This is a genomic window from Kribbella sp. CA-245084 (assembly GCF_050942355.1).
Taxonomy (GTDB): Bacteria; Actinomycetota; Actinomycetes; order Propionibacteriales; family Kribbellaceae; genus Kribbella.
Genome location: NZ_CP192053.1, coordinates 5166252 through 5187437, shown reverse-complemented (window position 1 = coordinate 5187437; position 21186 = coordinate 5166252). Strand labels below are relative to the sequence as shown.

The 21186-nt window shown below is 68.4% G+C and carries 18 protein-coding genes; 8 read left to right on the top strand and 10 right to left on the bottom strand.

The features are described from left to right. Positions 1 to 151: 151 nt before the first annotated feature. The 3 genes from ACQPYH_RS24840 to ACQPYH_RS24830 all read left to right on the top strand — a co-directional run bounded on the left by ACQPYH_RS24840 (position 152) and on the right by ACQPYH_RS24830 (position 4859). Complete coding sequence (locus ACQPYH_RS24840) at positions 152 to 637, top strand: sigma-70 family RNA polymerase sigma factor (RefSeq protein ID WP_432875794.1); 486 nt, start codon at positions 152 to 154, stop codon at positions 635 to 637. A gap of 75 nt (positions 638 to 712) precedes the next feature. Continuing rightward, entirely contained in the window at positions 713 to 3457 is a 2745-nt protein-coding gene (locus ACQPYH_RS24835; RefSeq protein WP_432875791.1) for an ATP-binding protein, read from the top strand. Positions 3458 to 3515: 58 nt separating this feature from the next. Continuing rightward, positions 3516 to 4859: an NAD(P)/FAD-dependent oxidoreductase gene (locus ACQPYH_RS24830; RefSeq protein ID WP_432875789.1), complete on the top strand. Its 1344-nt coding sequence runs from the start codon at positions 3516 to 3518 to the stop codon at positions 4857 to 4859. Here ACQPYH_RS24830 and ACQPYH_RS24825 read toward each other — a convergent pair. Both ACQPYH_RS24825 and ACQPYH_RS24820 read right to left on the bottom strand, forming a co-directional pair. Then, entirely contained in the window at positions 4837 to 6093 is a 1257-nt protein-coding gene (locus tag ACQPYH_RS24825) for a peroxidase family protein (RefSeq protein WP_432875786.1), read from the bottom strand. The genes ACQPYH_RS24830 and ACQPYH_RS24825 overlap by 23 nt on opposite strands. 156 nt (positions 6094 to 6249) lie before the next feature. Next, positions 6250 to 8235 (bottom strand): heparinase II/III domain-containing protein, encoded by a 1986-nt coding sequence (locus ACQPYH_RS24820; protein ID WP_432875783.1) that lies wholly within the window; start codon positions 8233 to 8235, stop codon positions 6250 to 6252. Between the two features lie 145 nt (positions 8236 to 8380). Between ACQPYH_RS24820 and ACQPYH_RS24815 the strand changes: the two genes are divergently transcribed. Next, on the top strand, positions 8381 to 9052 hold the full coding sequence (locus tag ACQPYH_RS24815; RefSeq protein WP_432875780.1) for a class I SAM-dependent methyltransferase: 672 nt from the start codon (positions 8381 to 8383) through the stop codon (positions 9050 to 9052). On the opposite strand, the gene ACQPYH_RS24810 is transcribed toward ACQPYH_RS24815, so the two are convergent. Together ACQPYH_RS24810 and ACQPYH_RS24805 are read right to left on the bottom strand one after the other, a co-directional pair. Further along, positions 8988 to 9650: a helix-turn-helix domain-containing protein gene (locus ACQPYH_RS24810; protein WP_432875777.1), complete on the bottom strand. Its 663-nt coding sequence runs from the start codon at positions 9648 to 9650 to the stop codon at positions 8988 to 8990. The two genes, ACQPYH_RS24815 and ACQPYH_RS24810, sit on opposite strands and share 65 nt — an antisense overlap. A 34-nt stretch (positions 9651 to 9684) precedes the next feature. Further along, the gene (locus ACQPYH_RS24805) at positions 9685 to 11055 is read right to left on the bottom strand and encodes an MFS transporter (RefSeq protein ID WP_432875775.1); all 1371 of its coding nucleotides are present in this window, start codon (positions 11053 to 11055) and stop codon (positions 9685 to 9687) included. Between the two features lie 101 nt (positions 11056 to 11156). Here ACQPYH_RS24805 and ACQPYH_RS24800 point away from each other — a divergent pair, with 101 nt between their 5' ends. Continuing rightward, on the top strand, positions 11157 to 11885 hold the full coding sequence (locus ACQPYH_RS24800; RefSeq protein ID WP_432875772.1) for an alpha/beta hydrolase: 729 nt from the start codon (positions 11157 to 11159) through the stop codon (positions 11883 to 11885). 13 nt (positions 11886 to 11898) lie between these two features. Then, positions 11899 to 12672, top strand: a complete 774-nt coding sequence (locus tag ACQPYH_RS24795) for an SDR family oxidoreductase (RefSeq protein ID WP_432875770.1) — start codon at positions 11899 to 11901, stop codon at positions 12670 to 12672. 41 nt (positions 12673 to 12713) lie between these two features. Here ACQPYH_RS24795 and ACQPYH_RS24790 read toward each other — a convergent pair whose 3' ends face one another. The 6 genes from ACQPYH_RS24790 to ACQPYH_RS24765 all read right to left on the bottom strand — a co-directional run bounded on the left by ACQPYH_RS24790 (position 12714) and on the right by ACQPYH_RS24765 (position 19450). Next, positions 12714 to 13745 carry an ABC transporter ATP-binding protein gene (locus ACQPYH_RS24790; RefSeq protein ID WP_432875767.1) on the bottom strand — a complete coding sequence of 344 codons (1032 nt, stop codon included), beginning with the start codon at positions 13743 to 13745 and terminating at the stop codon, positions 12714 to 12716. After that, positions 13742 to 14719: an ABC transporter ATP-binding protein gene (locus ACQPYH_RS24785; protein ID WP_432875765.1), complete on the bottom strand. Its 978-nt coding sequence runs from the start codon at positions 14717 to 14719 to the stop codon at positions 13742 to 13744. The genes ACQPYH_RS24790 and ACQPYH_RS24785 overlap by 4 nt, the downstream gene beginning before the upstream one ends. After that, on the bottom strand, positions 14700 to 15632 hold the full coding sequence (locus ACQPYH_RS24780) for an ABC transporter permease (RefSeq protein WP_432875763.1): 933 nt from the start codon (positions 15630 to 15632) through the stop codon (positions 14700 to 14702). The genes ACQPYH_RS24785 and ACQPYH_RS24780 overlap by 20 nt, the downstream gene beginning before the upstream one ends. An 84-nt stretch (positions 15633 to 15716) precedes the next feature. After that, positions 15717 to 16715 (bottom strand): ABC transporter permease, encoded by a 999-nt coding sequence (locus ACQPYH_RS24775; protein WP_432875761.1) that lies wholly within the window; start codon positions 16713 to 16715, stop codon positions 15717 to 15719. Between the two features lie 52 nt (positions 16716 to 16767). Then, the gene (locus ACQPYH_RS24770) at positions 16768 to 18483 is read right to left on the bottom strand and encodes an ABC transporter substrate-binding protein (RefSeq protein WP_432875758.1); all 1716 of its coding nucleotides are present in this window, start codon (positions 18481 to 18483) and stop codon (positions 16768 to 16770) included. Positions 18484 to 18514: 31 nt separating this feature from the next. After that, positions 18515 to 19450: an ROK family protein gene (locus ACQPYH_RS24765; protein ID WP_432875755.1), complete on the bottom strand. Its 936-nt coding sequence runs from the start codon at positions 19448 to 19450 to the stop codon at positions 18515 to 18517. Positions 19451 to 19569: 119 nt separating this feature from the next. Between ACQPYH_RS24765 and ACQPYH_RS24760 the strand changes: the two genes are divergently transcribed. Further along, complete coding sequence (locus ACQPYH_RS24760; protein ID WP_432875753.1) at positions 19570 to 20766, top strand: ROK family transcriptional regulator; 1197 nt, start codon at positions 19570 to 19572, stop codon at positions 20764 to 20766. A 54-nt stretch (positions 20767 to 20820) separates the two neighbouring features. Further along, positions 20821 to 21177 carry a VOC family protein gene (locus tag ACQPYH_RS24755; RefSeq protein ID WP_432875750.1) on the top strand — a complete coding sequence of 119 codons (357 nt, stop codon included), beginning with the start codon at positions 20821 to 20823 and terminating at the stop codon, positions 21175 to 21177. Positions 21178 to 21186 lie beyond the last annotated feature (9 nt).

Genomic DNA, 21186 nt, shown 5'->3' with positions numbered 1-21186 from the left:
ACTGTCTCGCCGGTCACAACCGCCGTGTCTGTTCGGTCTCTTCAGAGAGTCCGAGCCCAGGACCACGTACTCGACTACGAGGCTCCAGGGTGCGTGGGGGGACTGCGGGAGGTGACGCTGAAAGCACCCCCCAGCGCGAGGAGTTCAGGTCATGAGTACGGGATTGGACGAGTTTCTCCAGGCGCGGCCGCGGCTGTTTCGGATCGCGAACCGGATCGTCGGCAATTCGCATGAGGCGGAGGAGCTCGTCCAGGACGTGTGGGTGCGCTGGCAACGGACTGACCGTACGGTCGTGGCCGACCCGCAGGCCTTTCTGTCGACCACGGTGTCCCGGCTCGCGATCAACCTGGTGAAGTCGGCGCACCGGCGGCATGAGACGGCGGTGGACTGGCTGCCGGACGAGCGGGTCGCTACCGGTGTCGATCCGCATCAGCACGCCGAGGCGCGGGAGGCGTACGCGATCGCCGTACACCTGATGCGAGAGCGGTTGTCGCCGGCCGAGCGAGCGACGTACGTACTGCGGGAAGGCTTCGACTGCCCATACCGGCAGATCGCCGAAACGCTCCGGATCGGGGCACCGAACGCCCGGCAACTGGTGAAGCGCGCCCGCGATCGGATGGCTGATCTGGCGGTCTGACCGCACTTCCGATACCCAGGGGTCCTATACCCGTATCGCCGTTCGCCCGTAGCCTCTGCTGGAGGGGTGCGAGCGATGACCACGAGCGGCGCGCAGTTGGACCTGCGAGGGCGGCGTGCGGAGTGCGCGCGCCTCGACCAGGTCGCGGCCGGGGTGCGCTCCGGTTCGGGCCAGGTGCTCGTCGTTCGGGGCGAAGCCGGGATGGGCAAGTCCGCCCTGCTCGACTATCTGGTCGGCCGCGCCGAGGGATGCCGCGTCGTACGGGCTTCCGGCGTCGAGTCCGAGATGGAGCTGCCGTTCGCCGGCCTGCATCAACTGTGCCTGCCGTTGCTGGAGTTCCGTGACCGCCTGCCGGGTCCGCAGCGGGACGCGTTGGGAGTCGCGTTCGGGTTGAGTGTCGGCGGACCACCCGACCGGTTCCTGGTCGGCGCGGCGACGCTCACTCTGTTGTCGGCGGCATCGGATCGGAGTCCGCTGCTGTGTGTGATCGACGATGCGCAATGGCTCGATCAGGCCTCGGTCCAGACCCTGACGTTCGTCGCGCGCCGGTTGTTCGCCGACCGGATCGGACTCGTGTTCTCGCTCCGTGAGCCGGTCACCGGTCCGGAGTGGCGCGGCTTCCCGGAGCTGTCGGTCGGCGGCCTCGCCGACGAGTACGCCGGTTCGCTGCTGGACTCCGTCGTACCCGGGCGGCTCGACGAGCATGTCCGCGGCCGGATAGTCGCCGAGACCCGCGGCAACCCGCTCGCCCTGCTCGAGCTGCCACGCGGCCTGACCGCGACCCAGTTGGCCGGCGGTTTCGAGCGACCCGATGCCCGTCCGATCGCGAGTCAGATCGAGCAGAACTTCGCCCGCCGCGTGCAGGCCCTGCCGGCGGACACCCAGCGGCTGCTGCTGACCGCGGCCGCCGAGCCGGTCGGCGACGTACCGCTGCTGGTCCGCGCCCTGACGATCCTCGACGTTCCGATGAGTACGGCGGAGGCAGCCGAGGCGGCCGGGTTGATCGATATCGCCGCGCGGGTCCGGTTCCGGCATCCGCTCGTCCGGTCGGCGACGTACCGGTCGGCCGATCCCTCCGAGCGGCGTACGGTCCATCAAGCTCTCGCCGAGGCCATCGACCCGAACCTCGATCCCGACCGGCGCGCCTGGCACCGGGCGCAGGGAGCCGAGGGACCGGACGAGGATGTCGCCGCCGAGCTGGTCAGCTCGGCGGCCAGAGCACAACGCCGAGGCGGTATGGCCGCCTCGTCCGCGTTCCTCCAGCGTGCGACAGAGCTGACACCGGATCCGGCGACCCGCTCGATCCGCGCCCTCGCCGCGGCCCAGGTCAGCCTGGCGGCCGGCGCGTTCGAGACCGCGCTGCGTCTGCTGAGCACCGCGACCCAAGGCCCGGTCAGCGGTCTGCACCAAGCGCGGGTGAAGTTGGTGCGGTCCCAGTTGACGTTCGCCTCCGGCCACAGTGTGGCGGCCCTGCCGTTGCTACTCGAGGCCGCCCGTCGGCTGGAGCCGCTCGACCTTGGTCTGGCCCGCGACACCTACCTCGAGGCCGTCGCGGCCGCGCAGTTCGCGGGTCGGTTCGGCAGCGAGGCCGGGATCACCTACATCACCCGGCTCGCGCAGGCGGTGCCGCCGTCCGAGCCGCCGCACAAGCGCGACCTGATCTACCGCGCGGTCACGACGTTGTTCGCGGACGGCTATCCCGACGTGGTCGAGCCGGCCGAGGAGGCGATGCGCGCGTTCTCCGCCGAGAACGGGACGACCGACGCCGACGACCTGACCTGGATGTGGCTGGCGGCTCTCCTCGCCGTCAACCTGTGGGACGACGAGAACTGGGACGTGCTCACCGCACGGCACCTGCGGATCGCCCGCGAGCTGGGCGATCTGAACCAGTTGCCGCTCGTCCTGCACCACCGGGTGATGCTCGACCTCTACGCCGGCGAACTCACCGCCGCGGCGACGCTGCTGGCCGAGGTCCGGACCATCCGCGAGGCGACGGGCGTCGAGCTCGCGTCGTACGGCGAGGTCGCGCTCGCGGCCTGGCGGGGACGGCCGGACGCCGCGACGATGATCGCCGGCAGCCTGGAGGACTCGGCCGCCCGCGGCGAGGGCGGTGCGGTGTCGTTCGCGCACATGACGAGGGCGTTGCTGAGCATCGGACAATCGCAGTACGCGGAGGCCTTGGAGGCAGCGCTCGGAGCCACCGACTACCCCGAGGAGCTGGGTCCGGCGAACTGGGTGCTGCCCGACCTCGTGGAGGCTGCGGTCCGAGCAGGCCACCCGGAGCGCGCGGCCGAGGGGTACGGGCGCTTGCGTGAGCAGGCGCTGGCGTGCGAGACGGACTGGGGGCTCGGGGTGCTGGCGCGGACGACGGGTCTGCTGTCGAAGGGGCCGGAGGCGGAGGCGGCGTACCAGGAGTCGATCGAGCGGCTCGGCCGGACCCGGATGCGGATGGATCTGGCCCGGACACACCTCGTGTACGGCGAATGGTTGCGGCGGGAAGGGCGTCGTCAGGATGCTCGCGGGCAGCTGCGGACGGCGTACAAACTGTTCTCCGCGGCAGGCGCCGAGGCGTTCGCGGAGCGGGCCGGGCGGGAGCTGACCGCGACCGGTGAGGTGCTGGACGAGCACCGGGCGGACCGCGGCCCCGGCCGGGACTCGCTGACCGCTCAGGAGGCTCATATCGCGGAACTGGCGGGCGCCGGGCTGACCAATGCCGAGATCGGTGCGCAGATGTTCCTGAGCCAGCACACTGTGGAGTGGCATCTGCGCAAGGTCTTCGCCAAGCTGGGGATCACGTCGCGAAAACAGCTCCGCCCCTGAGCCCGTCACAATCGGCAGGCGCGGGGTGTCTTACCTGGTAGAGACTATGGACGGAGAAATGGTGCGCAGGATCCTGGTGGTGGGCGGCGGGTATGCCGGCTTCTACACGGCATGGCGGCTGGAGAAGAAACTACGGCGAGGCGAGGCCGAGGTGATCCTGGTCGACCCGCGGCCGTACATGACCTATCAGCCGTTCCTGCCCGAGGTGGTCGCCGGTTCGGTCGAGGCCCGGCACGCGGCGGTGTCGCTGCGACGCAACCTCAAGCGGACGAAGATCGTGTCCGGGATGGTCATCAACATCGCGCATGCCGACCGCACGGTGACGATCCGGCCGGCGGATGGGCCCGACTACACGCTGACGTACGACGTGATCGCGGTGACCGCCGGTGCGGTGACGCGGACCTTCGACGTACCGGGTGTGGCCGACCGGGCGATCGGCATGAAGCATGTCGAGGAAGCGGTCGCGATCCGGGACCGGATGTTCACCGCGTTCGACGAGGCGGCCGGGCTGGAGCCGGGCAAGCTGCGGCGGAAGCTGATGACGGTCACGTTCGTCGGCGGCGGGTTCTCCGGGGTCGAAGGGTTCGCGGAGCTGCTGTCGCTGGCGCGGGCGTTGCTGAAGAAGTACCCCGAGCTGTCCGAGAGCGACCTCGCGTTCCACCTGGTCGAGGCGAGCGGCCGGATCCTGCCCGAGGTGAGCGACAAGCCGGGCGAGTGGGTCGTGAACATGCTCGAGAAGCGCGGCGCGGTCGTGCATCTCAACACCACGATGGACTCGGCGGACGACGGGCATGTGGTGCTGTCGGACGGGTCCGAGTTCGACTCGGAGCTGATCGTCTGGACGGCGGGCAACGCCGCGACCCGCCTGCTGCGCAACCACACCGACCTGCCGCACAACCAGCGCGGGATGGTCCAGGTGCGGGCCGATCTGCGGATCGGGACCGACACCGAGGTGATCGAGGACGCGTGGGCAGCCGGTGACGACGCGGCGGTTCCCGATCTCACGTCGTCGACTCCGGGCGCGTACACGGTGCCGAACGCGCAGAACGCCGTACGGCAGGGGAAGCTGCTGGCGAAGAACCTGCTGCGGTCACTGCGTGGGAAGGCGCCGAAGGAGTACGAGCACCACAGTCTCGGTGTGATCGCGACGCTCGGTCTCGGGACCGGCATCTTCCAGTACAAGCGGCTTGTCATCAAGGGCGTGCTCGCCTGGCTCATGCACCGCGGGTACCACGTCCTCGCGGTCCCGACCTGGGACCGCAAGGTGCGGGTGCTGGCGATCTGGCTGGCGGCCTTCTTCTACGGCCGCGACATCGTGTCGCTGGCCTCGGTCCAGAGTCCGCGCGAGGCGTTCGAGACCGAGGCCAAGGCGCGGACGCTCAGCGCGAGCCGGCCGGGATGAGCAGGTCGGTCAGGCCGAACGTGTGACCGGCGGCGGGCAGGATCGGCTGCCAGTCCGGCTCGAGGCTGAGGTAGCTGGCCGGGTCTGCACGTAGCAGCCCGATCAGTACCTCGGCCACGATCCGCCCGCCGACCGGACCGAGCCGGTCGCCGTTGCCGAGGTGCTCGGACTCCTTGAGGATGTAGAACCACAGCGGCGTACCGCCGGCCCAGGTGTCTTCGGTCAGTGGCGGTACGCCGAGCAACTGCGCGACCTGCTCGCCACTCGGCAGGCCGGTCGTGTCGCCGCGCAGCAGATCGCGAACGGCGAGCGACCGGTACGCCGATTCGTCGACCGCGCCGGTGATCCGCTCGGGCAACCCGATCAGGCTCGCGGCCAGCCGCCCGTCGAGTCGCTTCGCACGCTGCGCCGGCGGACGGCCTGGTACGTCGAAGATCTGCGCGAGATCGAGCCGATGATCGACGGGCAGTGGGCCGAAGCCGACCAGGTCGGGGAAGAGCGGCAGCTCGGGCCCGCCCTCGACCAGGTGGTAGGCGTGCCGGATCTGGCCGTGCCCGTAGCGGTACGCGGCGTCGGCGTACTCGAGCGGGATGAACGCGTTCATCGGCTCCGGGTTGAACCACTTCCCGCCGTCCTCGAGCACCTCGTCGATCAGCGCCGGCCCGACCAGCCGCGGCAGGAAGTCGTGGACGACGATCCACTGGTAGTGCCAGGTCAGCGTGATCCGCGCCTTCTCGAACACGTCCTCCTCGGACACGACATGCGCCGCCCGCAAGTGATCGACGATCCGGTTGTGCGCGTGCAGCAGCGCCACATGCAGGCTCAACGTGAAGATGTGTACGTCGTTGCGCGGATCCCCGATCAGCGCGACCCCTTGCGGATTCCGCGGTACGTCGTACCCGTCGGGGCTGAGCAGGAACTTGGCCGGATCGTTCACGTCGAACATGTACGGCGAGCCGATCGGCCCGTCGGCGTACAGCATCTCGAGGTTGAGCCGCGGCGATCGCGAGTTGCGCAAGGCATCCGTCTCGACGCCGCCCATCAGCGGCGACCGGTCCGCGGTGGTGTCATGCGCGAGCAACTGCCCGAAGAACGGCCACCCCGCCGCCTCCTCCGCGTCGTCCCCGCCGGCACCGAGATCCAGCGTGGCCGCGGCATCACAGATCCCGCCGTCGCTGCCCGCCCGCATCAACAGATGCGGATCCGTCCCCAGCGGCTCGAGTCTCGGAAACATCCGCCCGTACCGAGCCCCGCCAGTCGGCCGATCCACACTGCGCGCCAAGCTCAAACAGTGATCCCGCGCCGCCGGATGCATAGTCATTCCCAACCTCCCCAAGATTCCACTCCACAGGAAAAGACAGCCCAAGCATGCCTCTTGTGACCGGCGTACTCAGCTGATGCGGGTCAGCCGGCCGTCGGGGAGGACGCGGATGGTGGTTTTGCGCGCGCCGACGGTCAGGTCGACGAAGAGCATCGTGCCGACCGTCCGGGTTTTGTAGGTGACCGTTTCGGTGGAGTTGGCGGGGACGATCGCCGAGAGGATGGTAACGCTCGTCCCGTTGCGACCGAACTTCACGACCGGTGCCGACTCGCGGTGGAAGATGTCGGGGTAGTACCAGCCCTGCACCGGGTCCTGCTGGCCCTGGACGACCGTGATGCCGTCCTTGGGCGGCTGCTGCTTGTACGGGATCTGGAGCAGGTAGGTCTTCGACTTGTCGCCCGGTTTGGCGGCGATGGCTGTGGTGGGGGACTGGACCGTGACCTTCTGATCCGGCGCCAGATGCCAGAGGGTTTCATAGCGTTGCGGTCCGACGGATTGCCCTCGGTCCAGCGTGATGATCAGGTCGGGGTCCTTGAGAACGAGTACGTCGCGTTTGCGGGTCACGCCCGGCGCAGGCGAATCGGCCAGCGAGTACGACTCTGCGTTCGGCGTGATCGACGCCTGCACCAACTGCGTCTCCACGGACGCCATGTCGGCCGACGGGATCGTCATCACGTTGTGCGCGGCCGCGCTCTTCGACCACGCCTGCCATTTGTCGAGCTGGTAGCCGGAGTGCCCTGGGTCGATCAGGACGTCGCGGCCGTGCGACGAGTACGTGATCGACATGTGGTCGTCATGACCGTGCAGCGTGCGTGCGCCGCCGTACCGGATGCTGTACGTCGACTCCTGCGCGAACGGTCGCGTCTCGCCCCACCCGGTCCGGCCGAAGATGTAGCCCGCGTCGTACACCGCGACGCGCTTCGACGGCTTCGTGCCGCGCTTCCCGAGCGTCGCGACATAGTCGAGCGCGGTCCCGGCCGCACCGGTCGGCTTCTGCGCCACGGCATCACCGACCTGCTGCAGGTAACCGGTCGACTTGGTCGCGAGCGCCAGCCATTCCGACAGCGCGGCCCGCCGCTGGGAGATCACCGGTCCGGGGTTCGAACCGCACCGCTGCAAGGCGGTGGTAGCCCGGCCCCACAGCAGGTAGTTGAACATCGCGTACCCGACCGACTGCTCGTTCGTCGAGCCTTGCGTGTCGATCGCCGTGGTGATCGCCTCGGTCAGCCGGTTGACCGCGAGCGTCTTCAGCTCCGGCCGCTTCAGCGTGCACCCGACCCCGAACAGCGCGATGCTCTCGTCGGTCCCGTGGTTCGACATGCCGCTGAAGTTCACGATCATGAACTGCGCATGGTCGATCAGGGCCTTGTCGAGCCAGGCGTACTGCGCGGGCAGCGTGCGCACGTGCATCCCGGTGAGAACCGCCTGGCGCGCGCACAGCAGCACATTGGTGCGGTGCATCGTCGCCTCCCACGCGCCGACGTCGCCCTTCCACGAGTACGGGTTGTCCTGCACCCAGTCGTGGATGATCGCCATCGTGTGTGCGAGCACCTTACGGTCACCGCGTTGCCCGGCCTCGATGCCTGCACCCAGCCAGCGCAACGAATGCAGCCACATGTACCAGCTCGGCTTCTTGTACGGATCCGAGCGCCAGTTGATATCGCCGTTCCCGTTGCCGACCTTGTACGGCGGATCGTCGCCCCACGAGAAGGTGTCGTTCATCAGCATTGCCACCGGGACCTGGATGCCGCTGTAGCCGGGGCACTCGTACGTGCCGGTGTTGGCGACCGGCGTGGCCGGCGGGGGAGTGGCCGGCGTGTCGACGCCTGGAAGCGGCTCGTCGGTCGAATCCGGGAGGGTGGGCTTCGGGCTCGGCGTGCTGGACTTCGGCCGGCTCGGCGTCGGCGAGCCGCTGGCCACAACCGGCGTACTGCGGTCGCGGGTGCCGGGCATCAGCACGAAGACGGCGCCGGCGAACGCGACGCCACAGACCAGGACACAGGCAAGCGTCAGCGCGACGGTCGTGCTCAACCGCCTTGTGCGCTGCGACGCCACTCGCGCCCCCTCCCGGCCCGGCTCTCACCAAGCAAGACGCTCCGACTCGCGCGATTCGTTGCGTCCAGCCCCAGTTCAATCGATTGCAGCCCGGACGAGCGATTTCTTCAAGATCCGTCACCGCATCGTGAGGAACGGTACCGGCATGACCGAAATTGCCTTCACCCCCGCCCTGGGACGCTTCCTCCCGACGAGGTTCTACGACCTGGTCGCCGCGCTGGTCCGCGAGCGGATCTGGCGCGCGTCGCTCGTGCGCGAGGTGGCTCCGGCCGCGGACGACCTGATCGTCGACGTCGGGTGCGGAACCGGAACCCTCGCCCTGCTGCTGCAACGCGCCGAGCCCGCGGCCTGGGTGATCGGGGTGGATCCTGATCCCGTCGTTCTCGCAATTGCACAGCGCAAGGCCGGGCCGACGGGAGTCGACTGGCGGACCGGGCTGGGCGACGAACTGGCCGACGTGGTCGGCTCCGAGATCGCCGATGTCGCGGTGTCGAGCCTGGTCCTGCATCAATGCCCGTTGCCGGTGAAGCGCGCGATCCTTGCCGCGATGTACGACGTACTCCGGCCCGGCGGGCGGCTCGTGATCGCGGACTACGGGCTGCAGCGCACGCGGACGATGCGCCTCGCGTTCCGCATCGTGCAGCTGGCCGACGGCTTCGACGACACCCAGCCGAACGCGGACGGGATCCTGCCGTCGCTGATCGCGGAGGCCGGGTTCGAGGACGTCCGGGAGGTCGAGGTCGTGCCGACGATCACCGGCTCGATCTCGGTGCTGACGGCGTCGCGTGCAGCACCTGCAGCACCTCGGCCGGCGTGATGCCCATCATTTCTCGCATCCACCGGCTGAGGTGCGCCTGATCGGCGAACCCGGCCGTCACCGCGGCGTCGGCGAGGGCTTGCCCGGCCGCGAGTGCTTCGGCCGCTCGGCGCAGCCGCGCCCAGACCCGCCAGCGCGCCAACGGCATCCCGAGCGTCTCGCGCGCGACGGCCCGCAGCCGTTGTGGTGAGATGCCGACCCGGGCGGCCACCTCAGGCATCGGCAGCTGCCACAGTTCCATCGCCTCAGCCAACCGTGGATCGAAGCTGTCCGACGCCCGCATCGCGCCCGGGTCGAGGTCCACCTCCCGCAACCCAGCAAGCGCGTCCACGACGGCAATCGCGCCGTACCCCCGGAGTTGGTCGGTGAACGCACACTGCGGGTCGATGAAGTAGATCAACAGCTCGTCCGCAGGCAGCAACCGATGCCAAGTCATAGGAGGCACCACCAGCGCCGCCCCCCGATGACAAACCCCGTCGTCATCCACCATCGCGACGTCCGCGCCGATTGCGATCTGAAACGCACCATGCCGATGCCTCGAACCACCGCTGACCGGACCCTCGTAGCACGCGTACCCGTCGCGAATCACGAACCGCATGCGCCCGAGCGTACGACGCCTGACGCGCCTGAGGTCATGCCGAGGGGACGGGGACGCGGGTGCGGCGGATCGTGGCCGCGAAGGCGGTGACGCCGAGGCCGACGATGCTGGCGCCGGCGGCCACGATCGTGCAGGTGATGAAGCCGGTGCGGAGGTTGTGGGCTGTGCCCAGGAGAGGGCCGAAGGTTGCTACGCCGATCGCGCCGCCGATCTGACGGGAGGTGTTGAAGGCGGCCGAGGCGGCGCCGTGGAGGTCGGGCTCGACGGCGGCGATGGACTGAGCGGTCATGGTGGGGACGAGGAGGCCGGAGCTGAAGCCGATGGGGACGAGGGCGAGCACCATCGGCCAGACGGCGGACGACGTACTGGCCCAGGCGAGCCCGAGGAGAGCGAGGGTGAGGACGGCCTGGCCGATCGCGAGTACGGCGGGGCGGCCGAGGCGACGGGTGAGTGGGGCGGAGCAGAGGTTGGCGATCGAGATGAGTCCGGTCAGCGGGAGGAACAGCAAGCCGGTGACCAACGGGCTGAGGCCGCGGCCCTGCTGGAGCAGCAGGCTCATCGTGAACAGCACGCCGTAGAACGCGAAGTTGAGCAGCGTGCCCTGCGCAGCGGCCGCTGCGAAGCCGCGGTCGGCGTACAGCTTGAGCGGCAGCAGCGGTGCCCCGACGGAACGCTCCACGAAGATGAAGGCGACCAGCCCGGCGACCGTCAGCGCGGCCGCGCCCAACACCGCCGGATCGAGCCACCCACGCGTCGGCGCCTCGATCAACGCGAACACCAGCCCGCCGATGAACGCAGTAGCGGTCCCCATTCCGGCAAAGTCCAGCCGGCGAGCCCGGCGTACGACCGAAGGCATCGAGCGCATCGCCCAGATCGCGGCGGGGATGCCGATCACCACGTTGACGGCGAAGACCGCTCGCCAGTTCGCGAGCGCGACCAGGCCGCCGCCCAGGAGGGGACCGGCCGCCATCCCGGCGCCACCCGCCGCGGCCCACCAGCTGACCAGGCGGTGCCGGCTGTGCTCGTCGGTGGCCGACGCGGTCGCGAGGACGAGCGCGCTCGGCAGCAGCAGCGCCGAGCCCGCGCCCTGGACGAGCCGGGCGAGGTTGAGCATCAGCATCGAGCCGGCCGCCGCGCACACCGCGGACGACAAGGTGAACACCACGAGCCCGGTCAAGAACGCCCGCTTCGCACCGAGCGTGTCGGCGATCGCCCCGGCCCCGAGCATCAGCGCGGCGAACGACAGCGTGTACGCGTTGAGCGACCACTCGAGCTCCGCGCGGGACGCATTCAGGTGAGTGGCAAGCTGGGCGAGGGTGACGTTCACGATCGTGCTGTCCACGAAGACCATGAACGAGGCGATCAAGGCCAGCGCAACAACGGACCGACGGTGCTCAAAGGGCATACCACCCACCCTACGTCCCTGTTCGATCCCCGTCGAACAATTATCCAAGGACCGGGATCAGCTCGAAGATGTGGCTGCATGCAACCAGCTGGGGGCCCTGGATGGAGTTGTTCAGCGAGGCCGGCTACGACCCGGTCGCGCCGGGCTGGCCGAACGAACCGGCCACCGTCGCCGAGGCGCGGCAGTCGCCCGAGCTGGTCGCGAACACCAGCATCGAAGAAGCGACCGACAGCTTTCGCACGGTGATCGACAACCTGCCGGCGAGCCCGGTGATCATCGGCCATTCCTTCGGCGGCCTGATCACCGAGAAGCTACTCGGCGAGGGGTACGGCGTTGCCGGGGTCGCGATCGATCCTGCGCAGATCAAGGGCGTGCTGCCGCTGCCGTTCGCCCAGCTTCGGGCCGGTCTGCCCGCGCTCGGCAACCCGGCCAACCTGCACCGGGCGGTGACCCTGACGGCGAAGGAGTTCCGCTACGGCTTCGGCAACGCGCTGCCCGAGGCGGAGTCGGACGAGCTGTACGAGAAGTGGACGATTCCGTCACCCGCCCGCCCGATCTTCCAGGCCGCGGCGGCCAATTTCGTCATGCACTCCGAGGCGAAGGTCAACACCGCGAACTCGACCCGCGGCCCGTTGCTGCTGATCTCCGGCGCCGACGACCACACCGCGCCCGCGGTGGTCACCCAGTCGACCCTGAAGCAGTACCGTGACTCGACGGCTGTCACCGAGCTGCGCGCGTTCGAGGGGCGGGGACATTCGCTCGCGATCGACCACGGCTGGCGTGAAGTTGCCGACGCCGTCCTGGGCTGGCTGAAGGAGCAAGGTCTTTGAGGGGGTACTGCGGATGGATCTGCACCTGAGCGGTAAGACGGCGGTGGTGACGGGTGCCGGCCGGGGGATCGGGCTTGCGGTGACGCGGGCGCTCCTTGACGAAGGTGTGAAGGTGGTCGCGGGCTCGCGGACCATCGGTGCCGGGCTCGAAGGGCTAGCGGTCGAGGCGTTCGCTGTCGATCTTGGTACGACGGACGGACCGGCGCGGCTTGTCGACGAGGCGATCGCCAGGGCCGGCGGGTTCGACATCCTGGTGAACAACGTCGGTAGCGTGCATCCGCGCCCTGGCGGGTTCGCCTCCGTCACCGACGACGACTGGCTCGAGACGCTCAACCTTGACCTGATGTCGGCCGTTCGTACGACGCGCGCCGCCTTGCCGACGCTGATCGAGCGGTCCGGCGTCATCGTCACGGTCTGCTCGGTCAACGCGACCCTGCCCGACCCGCTGGTGATCGACTACAGCGCGGCGAAGGCCGCGTGCCTCAGCTTCTTCAAGTCGCTGTCGAAGGAGCTCGGGCCGCAAGGAGTCCGCGTCAACACCGTCAGCCCCGGTCCGGTCGCGACCGACCTGTGGCTGGGCAAGGGCGGCGTCGCGGAGACCGTCGGCGGTGCGGTCGGCGCTGCACCGAAGGACATCGCCGCTCAGGCCGCGAAGGGCTCGGTCACCGGTCGCTTCACGCGCCCGGAGGAGGTCGCCGACCTGGTGGTGTTCCTGGCCAGCGACCGGGCCGGCAACCTCACCGGCGCCGACATCATCCTCGACGGAGGTTTGACGCCGACAATCTGACCGATCCCGGCGCCGCAGGGAGGGCGCCGGGATCGGAGCTGTCAGGCGGCGAAGCCCGGGTCGGGCTCGGCCACGTGGCAGGCAGCCTCGTGGTTCTCGCCCAGGCGACGGGGGAGCGGCGTCTCCTCGTGGCACCTGTCGATCGCCAACGGGCAGCGCCAGCGGAAGCGGCACCCCGGTGTCGGGTCGATGACCTTCGGCGGCTCGCCGGTGTCACCTTCGATCCCCTCGGCGAGCGGCGCGCGCGGATCCGGCACCGCGCCGAGCAGCAGGTCCGTGTACGGGTGCTTCGGGTTCGCGAGCACCGCTTCGGTCGGACCGGACTCGACGATGTGCCCGGCGTACATGATCATCAGCCGGTCCGCGACGTACCGCGCGCTGGCGATGTCGTGGGTGATGTAGAGGAACGAGACGCCTTCGGAGCTGCGCAGGTCGGCCATCAGGTTCAGCAGGCCGATCCGGATCGACACGTCCAGCATCGACACCGGCTCGTCGGCCAGGATCAGCTTCGGCTTGTGCGCAAGCGCCTGCGCGAAGCCGATTCGTTGCCTCTGGCCACCACTCAGCTCGTACGGGTAGCGGTGCATGATGTCGCCGGCCGGCGTCAGCCCGACCGCCTCGATCACCCGCGCGGCCTCTTCCTCGCGCTGCGGCCGGCTGAACTCGGGCCGGTGCAGCTTGAGGCTGCGCAGGATGCCGTGGGACACCCGGAACGCCGGGTTCAGCGAGCTGAACGGGTCCTGGAACACCATCGGTACGTCGCCGCGGTAGGACAGTTGGTCCTTGCGGGACTTGAACGTCGACATCGCGCGGCCCTGGTAGAAGATCTCGCCGCCGGTCGGCTTGTACACGCCCGCGAGCAGCCGCGCGATCGTGCTCTTCCCGCTGCCGCTCTCACCGGCGAGCGCGACGATCTCCTGGCGCCCGATCGAGAGGTTCACATCGTCGACCGCATGCAGCATCTGCCGCGAGAACCCGCGTCCGACCCTGAAGTGCCGGGTCAGCTCCCGCGCCTCGATCACCGGCGCGGCGGCCGATTCGGTCACGCCGGCTTCAACATCCAGCGACGTCATGACACCTCCCGGGCCGGCGCGATCGACGGTGCGTGCAGTAGGCAACGAGATTGGACGGCGCCGACCTGATAGAGATCCGGCTCGATCTTCGGGCAGTCCTCGAACGCCTTCGGGCAGCGCGGCTGGAACCGGCAGCCCGGCGGCGGATCGGCGAGGTTCGGCGGGCTGCCGGGGATACCGGTCAGCGCCACCTTCGGCCCGCGGATCGACGGGAACGCGTCCAGCAGACCCTCGCTGTACGGGTGTTCCGGGTGATCGAAGACCGCGCGCGTCGCACCGAACTCGACCACCTGCCCGGCGTACATCACCACGAGCTTGTCGGAGAAGTGGCTGACCAGCGACATGTCGTGGGTGACGAAGATGACCGCGAATCCGAGCTTGCGCTGCAGTTCCTTGATCTGCACCATCAGCGACCGCTGCGCGACCACGTCGAGCGCGGACGTCGGCTCGTCCATGATGATCAGGTCCGGCGTGAACAGCAGCGCCATCGCGATCATCGCCCGCTGCCGCATGCCGCCGCTCAGCTGGTGCGGGTAGCTCTTCAGGTGGATCGGGTCGATGCCGACCAGCCGCAGTACCTCGGCCGGACGGTTGTCGTCGACCACCTCGTCGTGCGCCATGATCGTGTCGTGGAACTGCGCGCCGATGCTCTTCACCGGATTCAGCGCGTTCATCGCGCTCTGCATCACCACGGAGAAGTCCCGCCACCGCAGCGACGCGAGCTTCTTCTCGTTCATCGTGACCAGGTTCTGCCCGAGGAACTTCACGCTGCCGCCGGTGATCGCGGCCGGCGAGCTCAGCAGGTGCGCGATCGCGAACAGCAACGTCGACTTCCCGCAGCCTGATTCGCCGACGACACCGACGAACTCACCTGCCTGTACGTCGAGATCCACATGGTCGACCGCGACGACCGGGTGTGCCCCGGTGTCGTACTCGACGGTGAGATCTCGGACCTCAAGAAGCTGATCGGGCACGTCGCCTCCGAACCGGCCGCAGCGCGGGATTGCTGATCTCGTCGAACGCATAGTTGAGCAGGGCAAAGGAAACACCGAGCAGCGCGACCGCCAGACCCGGCGACAGCGCCCACGCGGGCAGGCCGTTGACCAGGGCGCCCTGGTTCTGGGCCCAGTAGAGCATCGTGCCCCAGCTCAGCGAGTTGGGATCGCCGAGGCCGAGGAACTGCAGGCCGGCGGCGGTGAGCACGGAGTACAGCGCGGCGCCGAGGAAGTTCGCGACGATCAGCGAGATCATCGTCGGCAGTACCTCGACCACGATGATGTACGACGATCGCTCGCCGCGGACCCGCGCCGACTCGAGGAAGTCCCGGTTCCGCAGCGACAACGCCTGCGCCCGCATCTGTCTGGCGCCGTACGACCACCCGGTCAGGATCAGCACGACGATGATCACGGTCAGGTTGCCCTTACCGGCGTACGTCGCGAGCACGATGATCAGCGGGAACGTCGGGAGCACCAGGAAGATGTCGGTCATCATCGACAGGCCGTCGTCGGCGAAGCCGCCGAGATAGGCGGCCGAGACGCCGATGATCACCGACAGGATCGTCGCGCCGAGGCCGGCGACCACCGCGATAATGAGTGATTCGCGGGTGCTGTAGATCAGCTGTGCGTAGACATCCTGGCCGAGGCCGGTCGTGCCGAGCCAGTGCTCGCGGGACGGGGACTGCAGCGGCAGGTCGCCGATCGCCTGCGGATCGTGGTGCGCACCCGGGACGAACAACTGCGGGAACGCGGCGAGCAGGACGAACAGCACCAGCAGGCCGGCGCCGATCATCGCCTTGCGGTTGCGCATGATCGCGCGCAACAGTCCACCGCGCGGTCGGCGGGTGGCAGTCGTTGTCGGCGCGGCTGCGCCGGTGACGATTGCGCTCATCGGCGTCCTCGCTTCGCTCCGGGCGCCGATGAGCGCGGGTCGCTACTGTGTTTGATGGTGATCTCGCTTCGCTCGCTCACCGGGCTATCCCTTCGTCCGGGCTCGTGGGTCGAGGAGGAACACCGCGAAGTCACAGAGCAGGACGCAGATCAGCACGGCCAGCGTCACCAGCAGGAAGAGGGACTGCAGCAACGGATAGTCGGTGCTCACGGTGGCGTTGTAGAACATGTAGCCGAGGCCGGGATAGTTGAACACGTATTCGACCAGGATCGTGCCGGAGATGACGAAGCCGAGCGACATCGCGAAGCCGGACAGGTTGGGCAGGAACGCGTTCCGGCCGGCGTACCCGAACATGATCCGCCGGCTCGGGATGCCCTTGGCCCGCGCCATCCGGACATAGTCCTCGGCGAGCGTGGTGATCATGTTGTTCCGCATGGTCAGGATCCAGCCGCCGATCGCGGTGATCAGGATCGTCGCGGCCGGCAGGATCCCGTGTTTCAGGACGCTGAAGATGAACTCGCCGTTGAATCCCGGCGTCAGTCCCTGGTCGTAGTTGAAGTCGTTGGGCAGGATCGCGTGATCGCCGATCGCGAACAGCGAGATGAACAGCAGCGCGACCCAGAAGTACGGCAGCGCCGAGGTGACGATGAAGACCGGCGGCACGATCCCGTCGATCAGCCCGCCCCGGCGCCAGCCGGAGATCGTGCCGATCAGCGTGCCGATGGCGAACGCCAGGACGGTCGTGATCCCGACCAGTCCCAGCGTCCACGGCAAGGCGCTGCCGATCAGCGTGGTCACCGGGACGCCGAGGCTGCTGCCGATCGACACACCCCAGTGCCCGGTGACCATCGCTTTCAGGTACTCCAGGTACTGCAACACGATGTTCTTGTCCGGCTGGAAGCCGAACTCGGCCAGGACGGTCCGCAACTGCTCCGCGGTGACGACCGAGCCGCCCTTGCTGAGGCGCTCCCGCAGCGCCTCCTCGGGACTGCCGGGCATCAATCGCGGGATGAAGAAGTTCAGCGTCATCGCGGCCCAGAGTGTGAGCACGAAGAACCCGAGACGTCGTAGCAGGTATCTCACCGCAAATAGCTCCTCGTGCTCACCCTGTCGTTACTTCCGGACTACTTCTGGACTACTTCTGTGCGGCCTTCGAGTACAGGTTGGCCAGCACCTGCCCGGCGTCCGGGATGTTGTACGGCGCCGGCTGGGCGTACGGGTTGTCCTGCGTCGGCCAGCCCTCGATGTCCTTGGTGTTGTACTGGTACCAGTCGACCGACTCGGTCGTCGGGATCACCGGGACATCCTTGATCATGTACCCAGAGATCTGCTTGATCAGCTTGACCTGGGTGTCGGGATCCGCGCTGGCGTACTGGTCGAACAGCTTGTCCACCTCGGGGTTGTTGTACCGCGAGTAGTTGCTGTTGGCCTGCTTGCCGATCGGCGCGGTGTTCTTCGAGTACAGCAGCTGCCGCAGCTCGTAGTACGGCGTCGGTCCGCCGGACTGGCTGGCGTAGGCCAGGTCGTAGTCACCGGTGTACAGCTTCTGGTTGTACGACTGCTGCTGCAGGTCCTGGACGCTCAGCTCGATGCCGACGGCCGCGAGGTTCTGCTTGATCACGGCCAGGGACGCGTCCCAGTCGGTGTAGCCGGTGACTGTGATGACGCTGAGCTTGAGCGGGTTCGACGAGGAGTAGCCCGCGCTCTGCAGCAGTTGCTTGGCCTTGTCCGTGTTCGCCTTGCCGTAGCCGGCGGCGGTCAGCGCGCCCTGGTCGAAGTACTTGTCGAAGGTCGGGGTGACGACGCCGGTCTGGTTCGCGGCCGGCTGGTAGCCGCTCTCACCGATCTTCGAGACCTGCTCCCGGTCGATCGCGTACGCCAGTGCCTGCCGGACCGCCAGCTTGCTCGTCGCCGGGCGGGACGGGTCGTTGTTCGGCACCAGGGCGACGTTCGCGGTCGGCGGGAACCAGTAGTTGTTCTCCGGCGCCTTCGACTTGTAGAACTTGTCGATGTTCGGGATGTACTGACCGCCCCACTGTGCCTTGCCGCTGGCGAGGTCGAGGTTGGCCGGGTTGTTGTCCAGGTAGGCCGGGTACTGCACCTTCTGGATGTACGGCTTGCCCGGCTGCCAGTACGACTGGTTGGCGCTGTAGGTGATGTTGTTCGGGCTGCAGGACTCGACCGTATACGGGCCGGTTCCGATCGGCTTCGCGTCCGCGAAGGTGGCCGGCTTGGAGGCCGCCTCACCGGTAGACCAGATGTGCTTCGGGACGATGTCGACCTGGTTGGCGAAGTTGAAGAAGTACGGCTCCGCCGCGCCCTTGAACTTCAGCGTGACCTTGTTGCCGGCCGCGGTGACACTGGTCAGCCCGGCGCCGGTCCACAGCGCGTAGATGTCCAGGGCCGGCTGCGCCTTCATCAGGTTGAACGTGTAGACCACGTCGTCGGCGCTGAACGGCTGCCCGTCGCTCCACTTCACACCGTCGCGGATCGTGAAGACGATCGAGTCCTTCTTCGGCGACCAGGCGAAGTCGGTGGCCAGCATCGGCGTGGTGGCGCCGGCCTTCAGCACGTTGACGAAGGTCAGCGGCTCGTAGACGAAACCGCCCGCGACGCCGTTGACCGACGGGTTGAACGGGTTGAACTGACACGGCCAGGTCTGTCCGCCGACGTTGGCGATGGTGACCGTGCCGCCCTTCTTGTACTGGCCGGTGCTGCCGCCGCTACTCGTCGAGGACGACGGGTTGGCCGACGACGCCCCGCTCCCGATCGGCTTGTCGCCACCGCCGCACCCGGCGGTCAGTGCGCCGACCGCTATCGCGGCGACCGCGATGCGTGTGATGCCCCTCATCGTCTCTGCCTTTCGCTACTGGTAATCCTGCTCATGCGAATGCTTCTGCGCCGAGGACAACTCCCGCTGCCTCGACGCCAAGGGCGAGCGCCCCGATCAGCGGAGCGTCCGAAGGAAACCGGGCCACCGACAACTCCGGTGGGAACGGGACGGCTGCGTCGAGGGCGCGACGCAGGCCGGCTTCGATCTGGTCCCAGGAACGAACCAGGCCGCCGCCGACGACGATCCGAACCGGATCGACCGCGATGGCCAGGTTGGCCAGGTGCATCGCCAGCTCCCGGACGAACTCGTCGGTGAGGACGGCGGCGTCCGGCTGGGTCCGCGCCATCGTGAAGACGTCGGCGGCCGTGACCGGCTGCCCGAGCCGGGCGGACCCGGTGGTCTCGAGTGCCTGACCGCTGACGACGTGTTCCAGGATCGTGCGTTCGTCCGCGTCGACGTACACGTCGCCGGCCGAGCGCAAGTTGTAGCCGATCTCGCCGGACGCGCCGTGCGCGCCGGTGATCACGGTGCCACCGGCAACGATCGCGATCGCGAGACCGGTGCCGAGATTGACGTACAGCCCGGGGTCGCAGTCGGCGAGTGCGCCCCAGCGCAGCTCGGCCGCCGCGGCCGCCTTCACATCGGTTGCCAGCCGCACCGGTACGCCGGGGAAGCCGTCCCGCACCAGCCGCCCGAACGGAAGATCGTCCCAGCCCGGGAAGGTGGGAGCCAGCTCCACGCGGTCGTCGTACGGGATGCCGAGCGTGGCCGCGCCGACACCGGCGAGCTCCTGGCCGGGGGCGACCTCGGCGAGCAGCTCGTGGGCAGCGGTCAGGCCGCGGGCCATGGCTTCAGTAGCGCCACCGGACTCGGCGCGGCTGTCGATGGTCCGTGTTCCCAGTCGACGGCCGGACAGGTCGCTGACCGCCAAGGCGATCTTCGTCCCGCCGAAGTCGAGTCCGAGGACGACCGGCGTTGGAACCACAGGGGTGGCACCTCCTCGGGCCAACCAATAGAATCGATAGGAAACTAACTTAACAACCAACGGACCACAAGGCTTAACTACGAGTTGGTGGCCGAGTTGTTAACAGCGAGGGGGTCGACGTGACGGTTGTTGCGCCAGGCGCATCCGCGGCACGCCCGCAGTTGATCCGCGAGATCAACGAACAGGTGCTGCTCGATCACATCCGGCGATCCGGACCGATCTCGCGGACGGAGCTCGCCGGCCTGACCGGATTGTCGAAGCCGACCGTGTCGGCGGCGCTCGGCTCGCTCCAGCGGACCGGCCTGGTGCACGTGACTGGCCAGCGCACCGGCGTACCGGGGCCGGCGGCCAGCCTGTACGAGGTGCGGCCGGACGCGGGGTACGTGCTCGGGCTCGATGTCGGGCGGGAATACCTGCGCGGGGCGATCTCGGATCTCGCGGGCACTGTGCGTGCGCGATTGAGTGTCCGGACCAAGGCCGGCGACGCGATGGCTCGTATCCAGGAGCTCGCCGACCTGAGCACGACCTTGGCGACTGAATCGGGGATCGACGTCACGCAGCTGAGCCAGACCGTGCTCGGGTCTCCCGGTGTCTACGATCCGCGACTCGATGCGTTGACACTGACGGGCCGCTTGTCCGGGTGGGATTCACCGGCGACGCTCGCGGCGCTACGCGACCGGTTCGGTGCGTCGCTGATGATCGAGAACGACGTCGATGCCGCCGCGATCGCCGAGCGGGTGCACGGACACGGTCGGAACGTCGACAGCTTCGCCTTCGTTTCGGTCGGTACCGGAATCGGTATGGGACTCGTTCTCGACGGGAAACTTCGGCACGGATCGCACGGGGTAGCGGGGGAGATCGGGTACCTGCCGTTCACCGAGGGCAGCGGTAGCGATCCGCGGGATGCCCGCAAACGCGGCGGTTTCGACGCGTCGGCATCGGCGGCGGCCGTCGTGCGAGCAGCCCGGCGGGCCGGAATCCGTGGGGCGTCGACGGCGGAGAAGGTATTCGCTGCCGCTGCTCGTGGTGACGCAGTTGCAGCCGCGGTCGTCGCCGAAGAAGCAATGCTGGTGGCCAAGGCCGTGTGCACGGTGATCACCGTCGTGGATCCTGAGTTGGTCGTGTTGGGCGGCGGCATCGGACAAGCACCAGGCTTCCTCGAAGCCGTCTCCCAGCAACTCCACAAACTCGCCCCAGTAATGCCCGACGTCAAAGCCAGCGTCCTCGGCCGCGAATCCGTGGTGGCCGGTTGCCTGGCCGCGGGGCTGGACCGGTCCTGGCAGATGCTCGTCGGCCGAGTTGGAACTCAGGGCTGATTTGGTTCGAGTTCCGGGCGTGGATTGTCCGGAATGGTCAGTAGGGTTCGGGCCATGATCGCTATGTACCCGAGCTTTGTGATGGATTGTCCCGATGCCGGGGTCTTGGGCCGGTTCTACGCCGAGATCCTGGGCTGGAAGGTGGAGGCTCGCGATGGCTGGGCCGACATCAAGCCGGAGGACGGGGGTAACTGCATCTCGTTCCAGCAGGTGGAGGACTTCAAGGCGCCGTCCTGGCCGGGTCAGGACGTGCCGCAGCAGATGCACCTCGACGTCATGGTCCGTGACCTGGACGAGGCAGAGGCCGAGGTGCTGAAGCTGGGGGCGACCAAGCCCGAGCACCAGCCCGGGACGACGTTCCGTGTCCTCCTGGATCCGGCGGGGCACCCGTTCTGTCTCTGCGTCGACTGAGGTCGCCTA

Coding starts and splice junctions, on each gene's coding strand:
- ACQPYH_RS24840 (WP_432875794.1), top strand. CDS start 152: ATGAGTACGGGATTGGACGAGTTTCTCCAGGCGCGGCCGCGGCTGTTT.
- ACQPYH_RS24835 (WP_432875791.1), top strand. CDS start 713: ATGACCACGAGCGGCGCGCAGTTGGACCTGCGAGGGCGGCGTGCGGAG.
- ACQPYH_RS24830 (WP_432875789.1), top strand. CDS start 3,516: ATGGTGCGCAGGATCCTGGTGGTGGGCGGCGGGTATGCCGGCTTCTAC.
- ACQPYH_RS24825 (WP_432875786.1), bottom strand. CDS start 6,093: ATGTTTCCGAGACTCGAGCCGCTGGGGACGGATCCGCATCTGTTGATG.
- ACQPYH_RS24815 (WP_432875780.1), top strand. CDS start 8,381: ATGACCGAAATTGCCTTCACCCCCGCCCTGGGACGCTTCCTCCCGACG.
- ACQPYH_RS24810 (WP_432875777.1), bottom strand. CDS start 9,650: ATGCGGTTCGTGATTCGCGACGGGTACGCGTGCTACGAGGGTCCGGTC.
- ACQPYH_RS24805 (WP_432875775.1), bottom strand. CDS start 11,055: ATGCCCTTTGAGCACCGTCGGTCCGTTGTTGCGCTGGCCTTGATCGCC.
- ACQPYH_RS24800 (WP_432875772.1), top strand. CDS start 11,157: ATGGAGTTGTTCAGCGAGGCCGGCTACGACCCGGTCGCGCCGGGCTGG.
- ACQPYH_RS24795 (WP_432875770.1), top strand. CDS start 11,899: ATGGATCTGCACCTGAGCGGTAAGACGGCGGTGGTGACGGGTGCCGGC.
- ACQPYH_RS24790 (WP_432875767.1), bottom strand. CDS start 13,745: ATGACGTCGCTGGATGTTGAAGCCGGCGTGACCGAATCGGCCGCCGCG.
- ACQPYH_RS24780 (WP_432875763.1), bottom strand. CDS start 15,632: ATGAGCGCAATCGTCACCGGCGCAGCCGCGCCGACAACGACTGCCACC.
- ACQPYH_RS24770 (WP_432875758.1), bottom strand. CDS start 18,483: ATGAGGGGCATCACACGCATCGCGGTCGCCGCGATAGCGGTCGGCGCA.
- ACQPYH_RS24755 (WP_432875750.1), top strand. CDS start 20,821: ATGATCGCTATGTACCCGAGCTTTGTGATGGATTGTCCCGATGCCGGG.